17 protein-coding genes are annotated in these 17,751 nt (G+C 41.6%); all 17 read left to right on the forward strand.

Annotation, left to right across the window (positions count from 1 at the left end):
* Window position 1 precedes the first annotated feature (1 nt).
* The 17 genes from CXK86_RS13130 (at window position 2) to CXK86_RS13215 (ending at window position 17,577) form a co-directional block, all read left to right on the forward strand.
* Window positions 2–721, forward strand: a complete 720-nt coding sequence (locus CXK86_RS13130; RefSeq protein ID WP_101313859.1) for a class I SAM-dependent methyltransferase — start codon at window positions 2–4, stop codon at window positions 719–721.
* A 197-nt stretch (window positions 722–918) separates the two neighbouring features.
* Window positions 919–2,850, forward strand: coding sequence for a fructose-1,6-bisphosphatase (locus CXK86_RS13135; protein ID WP_076250556.1), 1,932 nt, complete (start codon window positions 919–921; stop codon window positions 2,848–2,850).
* A 191-nt stretch (window positions 2,851–3,041) separates the two neighbouring features.
* Complete coding sequence (locus CXK86_RS13140; protein WP_076250554.1) at window positions 3,042–3,929, forward strand: RCC1 domain-containing protein; 888 nt, start codon at window positions 3,042–3,044, stop codon at window positions 3,927–3,929.
* Window positions 3,930–4,281: 352 nt separating this feature from the next.
* A complete protein-coding gene (locus tag CXK86_RS13145) occupies window positions 4,282–4,482 on the forward strand; it encodes a cation transporter (protein WP_047843207.1) in 201 nt (66 codons plus the stop codon).
* 29 nt (window positions 4,483–4,511) lie between these two features.
* Window positions 4,512–6,950 carry a heavy metal translocating P-type ATPase gene (locus CXK86_RS13150; protein ID WP_256719998.1) on the forward strand — a complete coding sequence of 813 codons (2,439 nt, stop codon included), beginning with the start codon at window positions 4,512–4,514 and terminating at the stop codon, window positions 6,948–6,950.
* Between the two features lie 52 nt (window positions 6,951–7,002).
* Window positions 7,003–7,857, forward strand: a complete 855-nt coding sequence (locus CXK86_RS13155; protein WP_256719997.1) for a hypothetical protein — start codon at window positions 7,003–7,005, stop codon at window positions 7,855–7,857.
* Between the two features lie 16 nt (window positions 7,858–7,873).
* On the forward strand, window positions 7,874–8,503 hold the full coding sequence (locus CXK86_RS13160) for an NAD(P)/FAD-dependent oxidoreductase (protein ID WP_076250550.1): 630 nt from the start codon (window positions 7,874–7,876) through the stop codon (window positions 8,501–8,503).
* A 5-nt stretch (window positions 8,504–8,508) separates the two neighbouring features.
* Window positions 8,509–8,712 (forward strand): heavy-metal-associated domain-containing protein, encoded by a 204-nt coding sequence (locus tag CXK86_RS13165; RefSeq protein WP_074095289.1) that lies wholly within the window; start codon window positions 8,509–8,511, stop codon window positions 8,710–8,712.
* A gap of 33 nt (window positions 8,713–8,745) precedes the next feature.
* Entirely contained in the window at window positions 8,746–8,985 is a 240-nt protein-coding gene (locus CXK86_RS13170; RefSeq protein ID WP_074095290.1) for a glutaredoxin family protein, read from the forward strand.
* Between the two features lie 239 nt (window positions 8,986–9,224).
* Complete coding sequence (locus CXK86_RS13175; RefSeq protein ID WP_076250548.1) at window positions 9,225–9,554, forward strand: metal-sensitive transcriptional regulator; 330 nt, start codon at window positions 9,225–9,227, stop codon at window positions 9,552–9,554.
* Window positions 9,555–9,814: 260 nt separating this feature from the next.
* Entirely contained in the window at window positions 9,815–10,654 is an 840-nt protein-coding gene (gene licT / locus CXK86_RS13180; RefSeq protein ID WP_076250546.1) for a BglG family transcription antiterminator LicT, read from the forward strand.
* Between the two features lie 146 nt (window positions 10,655–10,800).
* Window positions 10,801–12,666, forward strand: coding sequence for a beta-glucoside-specific PTS transporter subunit IIABC (locus CXK86_RS13185; protein WP_076250544.1), 1,866 nt, complete (start codon window positions 10,801–10,803; stop codon window positions 12,664–12,666).
* Between the two features lie 13 nt (window positions 12,667–12,679).
* Window positions 12,680–14,131, forward strand: coding sequence for a glycoside hydrolase family 1 protein (locus CXK86_RS13190; RefSeq protein WP_076250542.1), 1,452 nt, complete (start codon window positions 12,680–12,682; stop codon window positions 14,129–14,131).
* Window positions 14,132–14,447: 316 nt separating this feature from the next.
* The gene (locus tag CXK86_RS13195; protein ID WP_076250658.1) at window positions 14,448–15,665 is read left to right on the forward strand and encodes a DNA polymerase IV; all 1,218 of its coding nucleotides are present in this window, start codon (window positions 14,448–14,450) and stop codon (window positions 15,663–15,665) included.
* Complete coding sequence (locus CXK86_RS13200) at window positions 15,662–16,009, forward strand: YolD-like family protein (RefSeq protein WP_036673624.1); 348 nt, start codon at window positions 15,662–15,664, stop codon at window positions 16,007–16,009. Before CXK86_RS13195 ends, CXK86_RS13200 begins: the two co-directional genes overlap by 4 nt.
* Before the next feature lies 1 nt (window position 16,010).
* A complete protein-coding gene (locus CXK86_RS13205) occupies window positions 16,011–16,379 on the forward strand; it encodes a YhjD family protein (RefSeq protein ID WP_076250539.1) in 369 nt (122 codons plus the stop codon).
* 364 nt (window positions 16,380–16,743) lie between these two features.
* Window positions 16,744–17,577 (forward strand): SPL family radical SAM protein, encoded by an 834-nt coding sequence (locus CXK86_RS13215; protein ID WP_076250537.1) that lies wholly within the window; start codon window positions 16,744–16,746, stop codon window positions 17,575–17,577.
* The last annotated feature ends 174 nt before the right edge of the window (window positions 17,578–17,751 follow it).

A 17,751-nucleotide genomic window follows, 5' to 3' on the forward strand; every position in this document is an offset into this window, starting at 1 on the left:
TATGATTCCATTAGTATATGACCAGATTAACCATTGGGGAAAAGACGATGAATTTTTCCTTGCATTGTTAAAGAGATTACAAGTAGAATCTATAGCTGACCTGGGCTGTGGAACAGGAAGATGGACTACTCATCTTGTTCCGTGCGGTTATAAAATTACCGCTATAGATCCCAATGAAGAAGCGATTGAAATAGCGAGAAGTAAAGATAATTCTGAAAGTGTGGAATGGATTATAGGTGATAGTGCGGATTTACAAACCAATACCTATGATGCGGTAATTATGACAGCGAATGTTGCACAGGTATTTCTTACAGATGATAGTTGGAAGCGAGTAATCTCAGACGTATTCCGATCCCTAAAAATCGGGGGTCACTTTATTTTTGATACAAGAAACCCTTTGGTAAAAGGATGGGAAGAATGGGAGAAGGACAAAACTCCTGACTTAGCTAAAGATAGACTAAGCGGAGATCCTTTAGAAATTTATACAGAATATGAAGGGTTTGAGGGAGATACTTACACTTTCTATGAAATTGTAAAAAATACTAAAACAGACAAAGTGTTAGTGCATGAAAAAATGCAGCTGAGGTTTCGAAATCAAGAAGAATTCGATGAGTCGCTGAAACAAATCGGTTTTTCAAAAATTAAAACATATGGTGATTGGGAATTCAAACAAGCAAATTCTGAGAATAGATCGTTTATTTTTCATTGTGTAAAATACTAAAATAACTACAAACATGCTTCATTCAAATCCATTCAATGAAATTTGTTCATATATGATGAACTGGAGTATGATGGGGGAAGGCATTGCTGATAATTATCATATAATCAATGCCAAGTATAGAGTGTAATTTGATATCGGTCTAAAGCTTTTGGACCCGGCTATACAACACCATACTTCCTTGAAGGGGGACATCTGTTTTGGATGAGCAGTTTCTAGATTTATTGGCCGAGAAGTATGATACGGAAGAAAAAATCATAACAGAGATCATCAACCTTGAAGCGATCTCCAATCTCCCGAAGGGAACCGAGCATTTTGTCAGTGATTTGCATGGGGAGTTTCAGGCTTTTCAGCATGTACTACGAAACGGTTCGGGTACCGTCAAAGAGAAAATCAAAGAATTATTCCGGGAGGTTTGGACGGATCAAGAAATCAATGATTTTGCGGCGTTGGTTTATTACCCGGAAGAAAAAATACAGCTGGTTATAGGGGAACTGAGCAATAAACAGGCTTTGAACCAGTGGTATAGACTAACAATTGAACACATGCTTAAGCTTATTTCTTATGCCTCTTCCAAGTATACACGCTCAAAATTGCGTAAAGCTCTGCCGGAGCAATATGTATATATTGTAGAAGAGCTTCTATACAAGACGGATTCGACCAACAATAAGGATCCTTATTACGAGGAAATATATCGGCAAATTATATCCTTGGGCCAGGCGGACAATCTCATTATCGGCCTTGCTTATACGACACAGCGCCTGGTGGTTGACCATCTTCATGTAGTTGGAGATATCTATGACCGGGGGCCGTACCCCGATAAAATTATGGATACGCTGATCAACTACCATTCTGTAGACATACAGTGGGGGAACCATGATGTCCTCTGGATCGGAGCCTACGCAGGTTCTCTGGTCTGCCTTGCGAATATTATTCGGATCTGCGCCAGATACGATAATCTGGACATCATTGAAGATGTATACGGAATCAATCTGCGCCCACTGCTAAACCTGGCGGAGAAATATTACGAAGACAATCCGTCCTTCAGACCTAAGTTACAGGCTGGACATAATGTATCGGAGCAGGAAATTCTGCAGATCACCAAAATTCACCAAGCCATTGCCATGATTCAGTTTAAACTTGAAAGCCCGATTATCAAGAGACGCCCATACTTTAATATGTCTGAAAGACTTTTGCTGGAGCAGATTGATTACGACAACAATGAAATCAACATCTGCGGTAAAACGTACCACCTAGAAAACACCTGTTTTGCAACCGTAAATCCGCAGAAGCCCGAACAATTGCTTGAGGAAGAACGCCAGGTGATGGAAAAGTTGTTGTTTTCCGTTCAGCATTCCGAAAAGATGGCCAGACATATGAATTTTCTCATGAAAAAGGGCAGCCTTTATTTAAAATACAACGGGAATTTGTTAATCCACGGCTGTATTCCTTTGGATGAAGAAGGAAATATGGAAGAAATGCAGATTGAAGACAAGACATATGCGGGCCGTCAATTGCTTGATGTTTTTGAAGATTATTTACGTTACGCCTTTGCGCATCCGGAAGAGACAGAAGATCTGGCGACGGATATGGTATGGTACATCTGGACAGGAGAATGTTCCTCGCTCTTTGGAAAGAGAGAAATGACCACTTTTGAACGGTATTTTATCCAAGATAAAGAAGCACATAAAGAGAGAAAGAATCCGTACTACCATTTACGTGAAAATGAAGATATCTGTCGAATAATCTTGCAGGAGTTTGATTTGAATCCAGATCATGGACATGTCATTAACGGGCACACGCCAGTCAAAGAAATTAGTGGAGAGAGCCCTGTTAAAGCAAACGGAAAAATGATCGTGATTGACGGCGGTTTTTCCAAAGCCTATCAATCCACAACGGGCATTGCCGGATATACCTTGTTGTACAATTCCTTTGGCATGCAGCTCGTCGCCCATAAGAAATTTAATTCAAAAGAAGATGTGTTATGTAACGGAACGGACGTGTTATCTCTAAAAAGATTGGTGGACAAAGAACTGGAGCGGAAGCTGGTGAGGGAAACCAATGTCGGGGAGAAACTGCTGCGGAAAATCTCAAATTTGAAGGATCTACTAGAATATCGCTACATGAAATGAAACGATTGCTAAAAGTACACATTCGGATCAACCGTTTGAGTGCAATATGACATAGACGCTCGTATTGGGCAGGGAAGTAATAATACCCTGCCTGTGCGAGCCTTTCTTTTGTAACATGCGATTTAACAACAAACTTTATGACTTAACAGTTGAACTAACGACGGATTTTCAATTGGTGGAGGGAGAAAGATATGGACTACAATTCACGGAATGAAGCGGTTTTTGAGACGAAACGGTTCCGTAACTGTACCATAGCGGCGGGTCGTCGTCATACCGTTGCTCTTAAATCTGACGGAACAGTAACAGCTGTGGGTGATAATAAATATGGTCAATGTAAGGTAAGCGATTGGTGCGATATCGTCGCAGTTGCGGCTGGTAATGTTCATATGGCTACGAACACCGGTAATGCACATACAGTTGGTCTTAAATCTGATGGTACGGTAACAGCTATAGGTTGGAATAAGCATGACCAATGCGATGTAAGCGATTGGCGCGATATTGTAACCGTTTCGGCAGGTTGGTGCCGTACGGTTGGGGTTAAATCAGATGGCACCGTGGTTGCGGTGGGGCGAAATAATGAAGGGGAATGCAACGTGAGCAACTGGCGCGATATTGTATCGGTCACGACGGGTGACTGGCATACAGTCGGTTTAAAAATAGACGGAACGGTAACAGCAGTTGGTAACAATAAGTATAACCAATGTAGCGTAAACGACTGGGGCGACATATTGGCTGTTTCGGCGGGGTATCTTCATACGGTTGGGCTCAAATCGGATGGCACGGTATTGGCTGTGGGTAGAAATAATAATGGCGAATGCGATGTAAGCGAATGGCGCGATATTGTAGCAGTTGCAGCGGGGAGTTATCATACTGTTGGTCTTAAGTCCGACGGTACAATGGTTGCTGTGGGTTCGAATAAACATAACCAATGTGATGTACGTGGCTGGCACGGAATTAGAGCTGTTTCGGCGGGGTGTGCCCATACGATTGGACTGAAATCGGATGATACGATGGTTGCTGTGGGTGATAATGATTATGGACAATGTGATGTAAGCGGATGGAGTAACATTCAACCATAAATAAAGGAATTTTATATCGTGGGACAAGATCATGGTCCCATTGAAGTCGCTATTTTAGCGGCTTTTTTGTTTTATCGGTCCAAGTTTTATTCCCAAATCAAGGACAAGAACATGATCCGATTACCAATCAGCGTATAAATAATCGGTTCTTCTCTCCATAATTCATTGATCTAACGAGAAAGATAGTCCATATAGGGTATGGGGGTATAAAAATATGTTGACTAATATAGGGTAGGGGGGTATTGTATTGTACAAGAGCTTGATGAGACCTGAAAAACTGGCCTCGAGAGTTTAGCCCATCGTTTAGGTCAAACTAAACCAAAAAATCACCCACAAGAAGGGACGAAATAAGATGAAAAACATTGTTTTGAATGTACAAGGTATGAGCTGCCAACATTGTGTAAACTCCATCGAAGGTGCTCTGAAAGAAATTGGAGTGAGTGGCAAGGTGAACCTCAGTGATGATTCGGTTGAAGCGACGTATGATGAAAATCAAGTCTCCTTGGAGCAAATTAAAGAAGTTATTGAAGAGCAAGGCTACGAAGTAGCGTAAGTAATGGACGATGAGGGGAGTGAGTTATTGTGGCAACAGCAGCGGCTCAGACAAAACAGTCGAGTATACAAATTACAGGTATGACCTGTGCAGCTTGTGCAAACAAAATCGAAAAAGGCCTCGGTAAGATGGACGGGGTCACATCAGCAAATGTTAACTTTGCTTTGGAAAAGGCGAGTGTAACGTATGATCCCACGAAAGTGGAAATGAAAGAACTTGAGGAAAAAATCAAAAAACTTGGATATGGTTCCGTATCAGAGGTTGCGCAATTCAATCTTGAAGGCATGACCTGTGCAGCATGTGCGAACAAAATTGAAAAGGGCCTGAACAAATTGCCCGGCGTGACTAACGCTTCAGTAAACTTCGCCATGGAAACGGCTCGAGTTGAATTTTCTCCTGGTGAAGTTTCCATCGAAGACATGAAAGACAAGGTAAGAAAACTCGGTTATACAGCGATCGTCAAACAAGACGGTACCAGTAACGGTGCAAGTGACCATCGTGCGAAAGAACTGAGTAATCAAAAACGGAAATTACTGATTTCGGCGATTCTTTCCTTGCCGCTGTTGTGGACTATGGTAGGTCACTTCTCGTTCACTTCATGGATCTATGTACCGGATTTGTTTATGAATCCGTGGTTCCAACTAATTCTGGCTACACCAGTACAATTTTATATTGGTAGACAGTTCTATGTGGGTGCGTATAAGGCTCTCCGAAACGGGAGTGCCAACATGGATGTTTTGGTATCACTTGGTACCTCTGCAGCCTACTTCTATAGTTTGTATTTAACCATTCAATGGTCAAGTATGGCTGACGGGATGCATCATGGTCCATCCCTCTATTATGAAACGAGTGCGGTCCTTATTACACTGGTTCTTATGGGTAAATTGTTTGAATCACTTGCGAAAGGCCGAACATCAGAGGCTATTAAATCACTGATGAGTCTGCAGGCGAAGACGGCATTAGTGGTTCGGGATGGCAAAGAACTTACCATTCCAGTGGATGAAGTCATTGTAGGAGATGTTGTGCTTATTCGTCCAGGAGATAAAGTACCTGTAGACGGAGAGGTGCTGGAAGGAATTTCATCTGTAGATGAATCCATGCTTACGGGTGAAAGCCTTCCAGTAGAGAAAAAAGTCGGAGATGCTGTGATTGGAGCTACGATTAATAAAAACGGTATTCTTCGGATCAAAGCAACCAAAGTAGGTAAAGAAACCGCTCTTGCACAAATTATTAAGGTTGTTGAAGAAGCTCAGGGATCAAAAGCACCAATTCAGCGGGTAGCCGATGTGATCTCGGGCATATTCGTCCCGATCGTTGTAGGGATTGCAATAGTTGCTTTCGTGGTTTGGTACTTCTGGGTTACACCAGGCGATTTTGCAGGTTCGTTAGAAAAAGCAATTGCGATTCTTGTTATCGCATGTCCTTGTGCACTTGGACTTGCAACCCCAACATCCATTATGGCGGGGTCTGGTCGTTCGGCTGAACTAGGGGTGTTGTTCAAAGGCGGGGAACATCTGGAACAGACACATAAAATTGATGCGATCCTTCTGGATAAAACCGGTACTGTTACAAAAGGTAAACCTGAATTGACTGACGTCGTCGCTCTTGGCAATGAAAATGAATTCCTGAAACTTGTTGGAGCTGCAGAGAAAAATTCTGAGCATCCACTTGCAGAAGCCATCGTTGTGGGCATCCAGGAACGAAATATCGAACTACCAGGAACTCAATCCTTTGAAGCATTTCCGGGTTTCGGAATCCAAGCAATGGTTGAAGGTAAACAACTGCTCGTGGGTACACGTCGACTGATGGAAAAGTATAATATCGATGCAAAAGCAGCTTATCATTCGATGTCACGTTTGGAAGAAGCAGGGAAAACTGCGATGCTGGTTGCCATTGATGGTCAATATGCAGGTATGGTCGCTGTGGCAGACACAATTAAAGAAACGTCGAAAGCTGCAGTGAGCCGTCTGAAAGAAATGGGCATTCAGGTCATTATGATTACAGGTGACAATGAACGGACGGCAAAAGCCATCGCTGCTCAAGTAGGTATTGACCACGTTCGTGCAGAGGTCTTGCCTGAAGGAAAAGCGGAAGAAGTTAAAAAACTTCAGTCTCAAGGTAAAAAAGTGGCCATGGTTGGCGATGGTATCAATGATGCACCGGCTTTGGCAACTGCAGATATTGGTATGGCGATTGGTACGGGGACAGATGTAGCGATGGAAGCAGCTGATGTAACACTCATGCGCGGCGATCTATCCAGTATTCCTGATGCTATCTACATGAGTCGTAAGACCATGCGCAACATTAAGCAAAACTTGTTCTGGGCACTTGGTTACAACACTTTAGGCATCCCTATTGCAGCTATCGGTCTGTTAGCACCATGGGTTGCAGGCGCAGCGATGGCCTTGAGTTCGGTATCCGTCGTTCTGAACGCCCTGCGATTGCAACGCGTAAAAGTACGTCACTAGTCAAAGTACTAGAATAGGAGCGAACAAAATGATGAGGAGGAGTAAAAAAATCATGCTAATGTTAACCGGTGTTTTAGCTTTCGGTGTGTTGTCTGCTTGCGGAACCCCTAAAGAAAGTGCACATACAGATGGACATGGTGGTATGAATCATACTGAGATGAATTCTGAAACTGAAGGTGCGAGTCATGATCATGCAAGGCCTCATGCTGATTCAACAGCAAGTGCCCTTAAAGCCTCGTTCTCCTTTGCATCAGATGTGAAGGCCAATGAAAATTCGCATCTGACAATCCAAATCACGGACGCCGATGGTAATCCGGTTAATGAATTTAAAATGGTTCACGAAAAACGAATGCACCTTATCGTGGTGAGTAAAGATCTTTCTTACTTTAATCACATTCATCCTGATTATAAAGGCAATGGAAAGTTTGCGATTGAAACTTCATTTCCAGTCGGTGGCGAATACAAAATCCTTGCCGACTTTGTTCCAAAAGGTGGAGCGAGTACTGCACTCAGTGAATGGGTGAACGTTGGGGGACAAGAAAAAGCCCAAAAGCCTGTTCAAGCGGATTCCAACCTTGTAAAAGAAGTGGATGGTAAAAAAATCGAACTTTCATTGAGTACCAAAAAGGCCAACAACGACGTAAATCTGACCTTTAATATCATGGATGCGTCAACGAACGAAGGGATCAATAATCTGGAACAATACCTCGGTGCTGTAGGTCATGTTGTTATCCTTTCTGAGGATGCAGAGCAATATCTGCATGTTCATCCAACAGAGGAAAAGGCAACAGGTCCAAAAGCGGAGTTTATGACCTCCTTCCCGCATAGCGGAATCTATAAAATCTGGGGCCAATTCCAGCATGATGGGGAAGTCTTTACAGTACCTTTTGTCGTAGATGTAAAGTGAGTAGAGAGGTATGAGCATGGGAGATCAAATTAAAATAGCGATTAGTCCAGCAATCCAACTTGGTGGAAGCTTATTCACTCCAGAGCAACTAGTTAAAATTGGCGAAATTATTGGTCCCGATTCAAAAGTGGAAATGACACCTTTTAAGCAACTCTACGCAGAAGTATCGATTGAACAACGAGATCATATCACAAATGAACTTGAGGATCACGGTCTTGAAATAAACCCTGCAGGATTTGTAACCAAAAGTCTGATCGCTTGCAACTTTTGTAGAGGTGCAGAAGAAACAGGCTTGGAAACAGCCAAAAATTTAAATCAGGCCATTTCCGGTATCGATACGCCTACACCACTCAAGATTGGATATGCTGGATGCGCCTTAGGCACAAGTGAACCGTTGATTAAGGATATTGGGATCGTAAAGATGCGCGATAAGTTCAATGTTTATGTTGGTGGCGAGTCGAAGGGGCTTAAGCCCTCCTTCGCCAAGCTGCTACATTCCGGATTAACGGAGGATCAGCTTATTCCTTTCGTTACCGCAATTGTTGATTATTATAAGATGCATGCAAAAGGCAAAGAAAAGTTCAGCAAATTCGTTAATCGAATGACACTGGAAAACTTGAAGTCTAAGACGCTTGAAAGGGGGTGAAAACAGTGAAAGAAGCAACTGTAAAAATTCAAGGTATGTCTTGCCGTTCTTGTGTATCTAAAATTGAAGGTGCAATTAGCGCTCTTGGCGCTGAAGGCCACGTTAATTTTGAACAAGGAACAGTAGAACTTCGATTTGACGAATCTAAAGTTCAAATCGCTGAAATTGAAGAAGCGATCCGTAAAAAAGGATATAACATCGGAGCGTAATATATATTGAAATACAAGGGAGAGTAATTGGGCATGACGGAATCCATTCAGATTTATTCAATCCCAACCTGCAGCGATTGCAATTATGCTAAACGTTACTTTAAAGAGCATGAGCTTCCCTATACGGATTACAATTGTGAAGAAGATGCCAAGTACGCTGAGGAAGTCTGGAAGTTGACTGGAAAACAGGTTGTTCCAACCATTGTCATTGGAGATAAGGTGTTTGTAGGCTTTGCCGAAAATCTAACTGAAATCAGCGAGTTAGTTAAATAACTGTTAGGACCCCGGTCAACTTCCGTCCGGGGTTATTCTTAATAAAAATATACCTTTGACTGATATATCTTTGTAGGAGTGGAGGGTATAATATGCTTACAAAATGCAGTAGATGGTTGCCCAACCGATTCAATCTTGGTTGATGACAAGCCGTTCTCTTAGCACGTACCATGATACTTCTTGCTCCCTTTACATAGGGTAGGGGGGGATGGTAATGTGTAATAAAGGAGTTGATCTACATGGATGATACGATACTTGAGGACGCCTCATGTGACCATACATCTTCAAACGAGCGGAAAAGCCATCATTCGGAGAGTACAAAGCGAAAATTAATTAGCCGGTTGAATCGGATTGAAGGGCAAGTGCGTGGAGTAAAAGGAATGATTGAGAAGGATACGTATTGTGATGACGTGTTGCACCAAATTGCCTCCATTCAATCCGCGTTGAATGGGGTAGGAAAGCAGCTTTTGGAACATCATATGAAGAGCTGTGTCATTGAACGCATTTCAGAAGGCGATCACAACGTTTTGGATGAACTGATGATCACTGTAAATAAGTTAATTAAGTAAGCTAGGATAGGGGAGATATCCTCTTGTTTTATTCAGGCAAATGCCCCATCAGTACTTCAAATGACCATATTGACAAATCTAACACCTTCCACTAAGATAATCGTACAAGTAAATAATGAATATAATCAGGATTGTTACTGATCAGCAGGCAAGACCGATTAATATGCAAACATGTAGAGTATAATTACCATGTGTGCACTATTAATGGTCTTTTTTATTTGCTAAATTCTGTTAACGTTTCATTTTAAAAGGAGATTCGTATGAAAATCACGCGAATTATTAATAATAATGTCGTCTGCGCTGTAAATGAGAGACGCCAGGAAATGATGCTTCTAGGAAGTGGCATTGGTTTTCAGAAGAAAAAAGGAGACGATGTGGACACAGAGAAGATTGAGAAAGAATTTTTCCTGAAGTCCAAAAATGTAACTGGCAAATTATATGCCCTGCTCGCGCAGATTCCGATGGAGTACATCCGTGTGTCCGATAGTATTATTCAATATGCCAAGCAGTCCTTGGATAAAGAGCTGAATGAAAATATATATTTGACGCTAACAGACCATATTAACTTCGCCGTATCACGCTATAAACAGGGAATGAACTTCAACAATGCGTTATTGTCTGAAATTAAAGCATTCTACGCCAATGAGTATCGAGTGGCTTTGAAGGCTTTGGATATGATTAATCAAGAATTCAACATTACGTTGCCTGAAGATGAGGCCGGCTTTATTGCGCTTCATATCGTCAATGCAGAGCTCGGATCTGAAATGGAAGATACCATGAAGATGACACAATTGATTCAAAAGGTCTTAAATATTATTCGTTATCAGTTCAAAATTCACTTTAACGAAAGCTCCCTTCACTACTCCAGACTGATCACGCATCTAAAGTTTTTTGCCTATCGTCTGTTTAACAATACGGTGATGAAAAGTAATGATAACGATTTCCTCAATATTATTAAAGAAAAATATAAGCTAGAGTACCAATGTAGTCTAAGAATTGCGCAGTTGATTCGGGTAGACTATGGGAAAGAATTAACCGAAGACGAATTGGTGTATTTAACTGTTCATATCAAAAGGGTGACTGATGAAGAAAGGGATTGACCCATCATCGCTCCATAATGACTATACTAGGATTGTTACTGGTGATGCAGGCAAGACCTAGAGTTCCATCGTGTATAGAGCATATCTATATTCGATAGAACTCTAGGTCTTTTTTTGTAGAATAATGCATTGAAGGGGGAACAAAAATGAAACATGAACAAACGGCTACCGACATTCTAAAACTTGTTGGTGGTGAAAAAAACATTGAAAGTGTTACACACTGTGCTACCAGGCTGCGCTTTAACTTAAAAGACGAGTCGATTGCAAACAACGAAGCACTGAAAAACGTACAAGGAGTTGTGGGCGTTGCCAGTAGTGGAGGTCAGTATCAGGTCATTATTGGTAATGAGGTCAACAACGTCTATAAAGCCCTTGCGCAGCTAGGGAACTTTACAAGCAAGAATGATGCTCCAACTGTGAAAAAAGGAAAAGTTTCTACTGTTCTGGACACGATTTCCGGAATCTTTACACCCATCCTACCGGCGATGATCGGTTGTGCCATGATTAAGGCAGTTCTTCTTATTTTGAAAACCTTTGATCTCGTTGACCTTGACGGTCAATTTAATACGATTATGACTTTCGTCGGGGATGCGGCTTATTACTTCTTGCCAATGCTGCTCGCTTGGAGTGCTGCTGTTAAACTTAAAGCTAATGTGGGTTTTGCGTTAACCATTGCGGGTATCTTGTTACATCCTAGCTTTTCGGCATTGATGTCTGCAGGTGAGCCTGTTACGTTCTTGGGTCTGCCTGTCACACAAGCGACGTATTCTTCTTCCGTTATTCCAATTATTCTAGCTGTATGGATCCTGTCATATGTGGAACGATTTGCTGAAAAGTATTCTCCTTCCGTGATCAAATCCATTTTGAAACCTTTAGTTGTAATCCTTGTTATGGCGCCTCTAACATTAATTATTCTAGGACCATTGGGTGCGATTGCCGGTAACTACCTTGCTTCTGCTGTATCCTATGTCAATACACACGCAGGATGGTTAGTGTCTGGTATTATCGGCGGGGCATTCCCATTCCTGATTCTGACGGGGATGCACTATAGTTTGGGACCCGTTGTCCTCACTGCTTATGCACAGACAAAAACCGATGGCATTGTTGGCCCAGGTATGCTCGTACACAATATAGCTCAAGGTGCAGCTGCGCTCGCGGTCGCATTAAGAACCAAAAATAAAGCATTTAAACAAGTTGCTTACTCTACTAGCGTAACTGCGCTGTTAGGAATTAGCGAACCTGCATTGTTTGGTGTAAATCTACGGTTAAAAAAACCACTGATCGCTGTTGTCATTGGTGGTATTGTAGGCGGAATATACGTTGGCTTGTTCGGTGTAGCTCGATCTGCTCTAGGCATTGCCGGCTTGGCTACGTTACCAGCATTTATCACTGATAATCCATGGAACCTAATCCATGCGGCAATTGGTCTGGTCATTGGCTTTGTTGTTACCTTCTTGATGACGCTTATTTTAGGATTTGAAGATGTGCCTGAGGATGGAGAGGATCAACGAACACCAGCCAATTCATCTTCAACAAACCGTGTGCCTGTTGTTAGTGTTTCTGAACATGTACTCACAGCACCAATGACTGGTCGAGTTCTAGAGTTATCAACAATAAAGGACGAAGCCTTTGCAACTGGAGCTATGGGAAAAGGGATCGCCATTGAACCTACAATTGGAAAGCTTGTTTCACCAGCCGATGGTGTCATATCCGCGGTATTCCCTACCTTCCACGCAATGGGTATTAGCTCGAATAATGGCGCTGAACTCCTCGTTCATATCGGCATGAACACGGTGAAGCTGAAAGGTGAACATTTCAAGGTGCATGTACAAGAAGGTGATGAAGTAAAAGCTGGGGATTTACTTATCGAATTCGATACAGATGCAATAGCCGCCAAAGGTTATGATCTGACTACACCTATTATTGTTACGAATTCAGATGACTTTACAGATGTAATTGGTATAGATAAACCATCGATTACGATCGGGGAAAAACTAATTAAGATCATATAAGGAGGAATTTCCAATGAAGAACACAACCGTATTCCCAGACTCTTTTATGTGGGGCGGCGCAACAGCGGCGAATCAATACGAGGGTGCCTGGAACATTGATGGTAAAAAAGCAAGTACAGCAGATATGATGACGGGTGGAACGCATACTATTCCAAGACGGATCACTAAACACATTGAGGAGGGTGTAAACTATCCTTCCCATGAGGCAGTAGACTTTTACCATCATTACAAAGAAGATATCCGTCTGTTTGCAGAGATGGGATTTCGATGCTTCAGAATGTCCATTGCTTGGTCCAGAATATTCCCCAACGGGGACGATGTAACGCCAAATGAAGCAGGACTTCAATTTTACGACAAGGTGTTCAGTGAACTGAAAAAGTATAATATTGAACCTATCGTTACGATCTCACATTACGAAGCTCCGTTTGCGCTAACAGAGAAATTCAATGCCTGGGCTTCCAGAGAGATGATCGACTGCTACGTACGGTATTGTGAGACCATTTTCACCCGTTACAAGGATGTCGTGAAGTACTGGATTACATTTAATGAGATCAATAGTTTAATTGTTCCAGCAGGTGCATATATAGCAGGGGCATTATTAGTTGATGATAGTGGTGTATTTAACAATACGGTTGTGGATAGTACGCAATTAAGATTCCAGGCTTTACATCATCAATTTATAGCAAGTGCAAAAGCTGTCAAACTTGCTCATGAGATTAATCCGGCGCTCCAAATCGGTTGTATGATTAATTATAGTCATGGTTACGGAAGTACATGTAAACCGGAAGATATGTTGAAGGCTCTGAGAATGGATCAGATTAACAATATGCTGAGCAGCGACGTGCAAGTTAGAGGGGAATACCCTGACTTTGCCAAAAGATATTTTAATGAGAACAATATTCAGATTGAGATGGCAGAAGAAGACGTAGAAGTGCTAAAACAAGGCTGTGTTGATTTCTATAGCTTCAGCTACTACAAGTCTCATGTAGTGGGTACCCGCCCAGAAGGTGATGAGACCCAGGGGAATGTCTTTGGTGGATTCAAAAATCCTTATTTGAAGGCAAATGATTGGGGATGGCAAATCGATCCAGTTGGACTTCGTTACGTACTCAATCATGTGTACGATCGGTATAGAATCCCTATAATGATCGTTGAAAATGGTCTGGGAGCGGTTGATGTCATCGAAGAGGATGGCTCTATCCATGATACGTACAGGATCAATTTCCTGCGAGATCATATCGAACAAATGAGAGAAGCTATCCTCGATGGCGTTAATCTTATCGGCTACACGGCTTGGGGTTGCATCGACATCGTTAGTGCCTCAACTGGCGAAATGGAGAAACGCTACGGATTCATTTATGTAGATAAGGATAACGAGGGCGGAGGTACCCTGAAAAGAAGTAAAAAGGACAGTTTCCACTGGTATAAAAAGGTGATTGAATCCAACGGGGAAAGATTGAATTAGGAAATATAATTTGCAATCGAACGAAAGATGATCCAATCTTTAAATTCCATCAAATAGACCAAGTACTTATCACTTTGTGAGACAAGTACTTGGTTTTTTGTGCATCAATAATAAAACTAAAAATTAATTATTTGGATGACTAAAGTGGCTGACAATATCCAGTCTACAGTTCATTATGGTGTCCTAGGGTTTTCAAAATCTAAATATAAATATTTACCTCTTGCATAAAGAACATGTGTTCGGTCTATAATATATACAAACATACGTTCTTAAAAGTACAGGAGTGATTACAGTGTTGACTAAGCAACGAACCATTATGCTCATTGATATGCAGAGCTTTTATGCTTCAGTCGAAAAGGCAAAAATGCCTCAATACAAAAATAGACCATTAGCTGTTGCGGGAGACCCCGCAAGACGCTCTGGAATTATCCTTGCCGCTTGTCCACTAGCCAAAGCGAAGGGTGTGTCTACCGCGGAACCACTCTGGCAGTCTCTTCAGAAGTGCCCTGAACTGATCATTGTGAGACCACACATGCAAGAATATATCGAAGTATCCACTCAAATCATGTCCATTATTGAAGAGTTCACCGATCTGGTCGAACCGTACAGTATAGACGAATTATTCGCTGATTTTACAGGGTCTATGCATCTATTCGGTAATGATCCAGTCGATTTGGCCAAGCAAATTCAAGACAAAATCTATAATGAAACAGGCGTTTACGCGAGAGCTGGCATTGGTGAAAACAAAATCATCAGTAAATTATGCTGCGATATAATCGCTAAAAAAGCAGAGGGGGGCATTTTCCGCTTAAAAAAAGAGGAGTTACACCTCCATATTGGAGATAAGCCCATCCGCGATATGTGGGGGATAGGCTCAAGAATGGAAAAACATCTGTGGAAGATGGGGATCCGAACCATTAGAGACTTGGCGAATACGCCTCTTTCCAAATTAAGAAGTAAGTGGGGCGTTAATGGAGAAGTCATCTGGCGAGTCGCAAATGGACTCGACAATTCGCCGGTAACCGTCAACACGCACAGTACACAAAAAGATATCGGAAACGGAATGACCTTGCCTAGAGATTTCACAGAGGCTTGGGAGATCGAAGTGGTTATTCTCGATATCTGCACAGAAGTATGCAGAAGAGCCCGCCAAAAGGGACTGATGGGTAGTGTCGTGTCCGTAAGTGTGTCTGGAGCGGATTTTGACCACCCCACTGGTTTTCACAGGCAGGTTAAACTGTCTGATCCTACAAACATAACCATTGATGTATGCAAGATAGCCAAACGCATATTTCATCAACACTGGGATAGGCAACCTGTGCGCCGTGTAGGCGTGTCCCTGTCTCAATTATCCAACGCGGATACATATCAACTATCTTTTTTTGATGATCAAGAACAGAAACGGGCCATTGATCAGGTGATGGACGACATTAAGGATCGATTTGGCGACATTGCCATTCTACGAGCAAGCTCCATTACGGCTGCGGGTCAAGCGATCGATCGAGCATCTAAAATTGGGGGGCATTATAAATGAGCAAAAAACTGGAGGCCAATGGATTATGGGAATCGAGCCGCATGATGCTTCCACAACATAAAGAACGGATTATACAGCATCGTACTCAAGTTCATTATCTAACGAAACCGCTGATCCATGAAGATGAGTGGGAGATTATTACACAAAATATAGATATGTCGCTCAATTATACATTGCAAGCCACCTTTGCAATATTTACTGAGTCAGGCAATCGGTATATACACGGGATCGTCACTTCAGTCAGTACCTTTGGAAAGAAAATCAAAATTGAAATGGAGAATGGATTTGAATGGGTCGATTTTGATCAATTGGTCGCTGTAAAACTTGAAGAAGGAGGCGTGTAAAGTGCGACAGACTTTGGAGGAACTTTCACTCGTAAAGAGGGTAGTGGAGCTCCCTTATCTGTTAGGTGCTCTGGAGGTAGATAAGCATAAAATATACGCTTCAAACTTCAAAATGAAATCTGTGTATGTTGACTACCTGGACGGTACCCAAAAGAAAATAGCTTTAGAAATGTACAAATCAAAGCAAAGGCTAAAGGAACATCATATAAAAATCATAGATGAAGTGAGATCTGAGCTGAGTTTAACGGTAGATTATTCCGTAAGAGGTTACCTTCATAAAATGACACTATTGTGGAGCAAAGTGAAAGTGGATGTAACCTTAATGCTTACCGAACATATGAACGTTGATATTACTGAATTGCCCACATGAACATAGAAAATAAGAGTCTAACTTATGGGTGCGGCAACAAATACGAGCAGATCTTTCGGTAAACCGGGAATCACAAAAAAGATAAATAAAGAGGCAGAGTAAACTATGTTTGGATGTCAAAGATAAAAAACTTCATTATTATAAATCTGCCCCTGTATTCAGTAAGGACATTCAAAAGAAAAGCCACGAAGGAGGAGGAATAGCAGCAGGTTTAAGACAGTCGAGAAATCAGTAGGATGCCCAATTTCCCGGTTCGCTTGTGGGACGTAATTTTCAAGTCGTCATTTCAAGTAGCATGAGAAATTTTAAGATAAAACTCAAGAGGAGAAGTGGGCGTAAAAGTAATTGAGGGGATGGTAGCGTCATGCCAATTGAAATCAAAGACATTGTGTCTAAGAAAATATTAAGTGAAGTAAAAGGTTATCTAGATATTGGTTTTACTCATTCACTAAATCCCTATACGGGTTGTGCATTTGCTTGCGAATACTGTTACGTCAGAGAAATGCCTATTCAAAAGTTTAAGGATATTCCTTGGGGATCGTGGGTGGATGTCAAGAAAAATGCAGCAGAAAACTATCTAAAGGAAGTCTCTCTTCTAAGACGTAAAAATAAACCCATAAGTATATTCATGTCATCAGCCACAGATCCTTATCAACCTGTAGAGCAGAAGGCAAACATTACAAGAAGCCTGTTGGAAGAAATGGATAAAAACCCACCAGATTCACTTCAAATTCAAACTAGAAGCCCGCTGGTTGCCAGAGACCTTGATATACTGCTGAAATTAAAGGAAAAATGTAGAATTATGGTTTCAATGACAATCGAGACAGATCGCGAAGACGTGAAACGAATTTTTTCGCCCTATGCTCCTGGAATAGATTTACGAGTTAAAGCCTTGAAAAAGATAAATGATGCAGGGATACATACACAAGTATCTATTTCCCCTGTGCTACCTTTTTCACCTAATTTCGCTAACATGTTACAAGGCATAACTGATCGAATTTGGATTGATACGCTATTGATTGGTGATGGTCAAATGGGGATGAGATCTAAGCGGTTAGGGATGCCACAATTATTTGAGGCGAACGGCTGGGAGAAATGGTACGAGAAAAGAATTCATCTGAAAGTCGAAAAATATTTTAAGGCAAGGTTTCCATCTGAAATTATTCATGTATCCAAAAACAGTGCATATCCATTTTGATTTTAAATAGCCATTCATTTAATGAGGATCTTGCCCGTTTTTTCTTCATGCAATAGAAATATTGCAGAAACTGGTGTTCGAAGATCAACTCTCTCATACGAGTCAATGGAGGACGTATGAGTCCTCCATTGATTTAACTTGAAGATGTAGAGGGATTCATTCTATTTTGAAATG

The organism is Paenibacillus sp. BGI2013, assembly GCF_002843485.1.
Classification (GTDB): Bacteria; Bacillota; Bacilli; order Paenibacillales; family Paenibacillaceae; genus Paenibacillus; species Paenibacillus amylolyticus.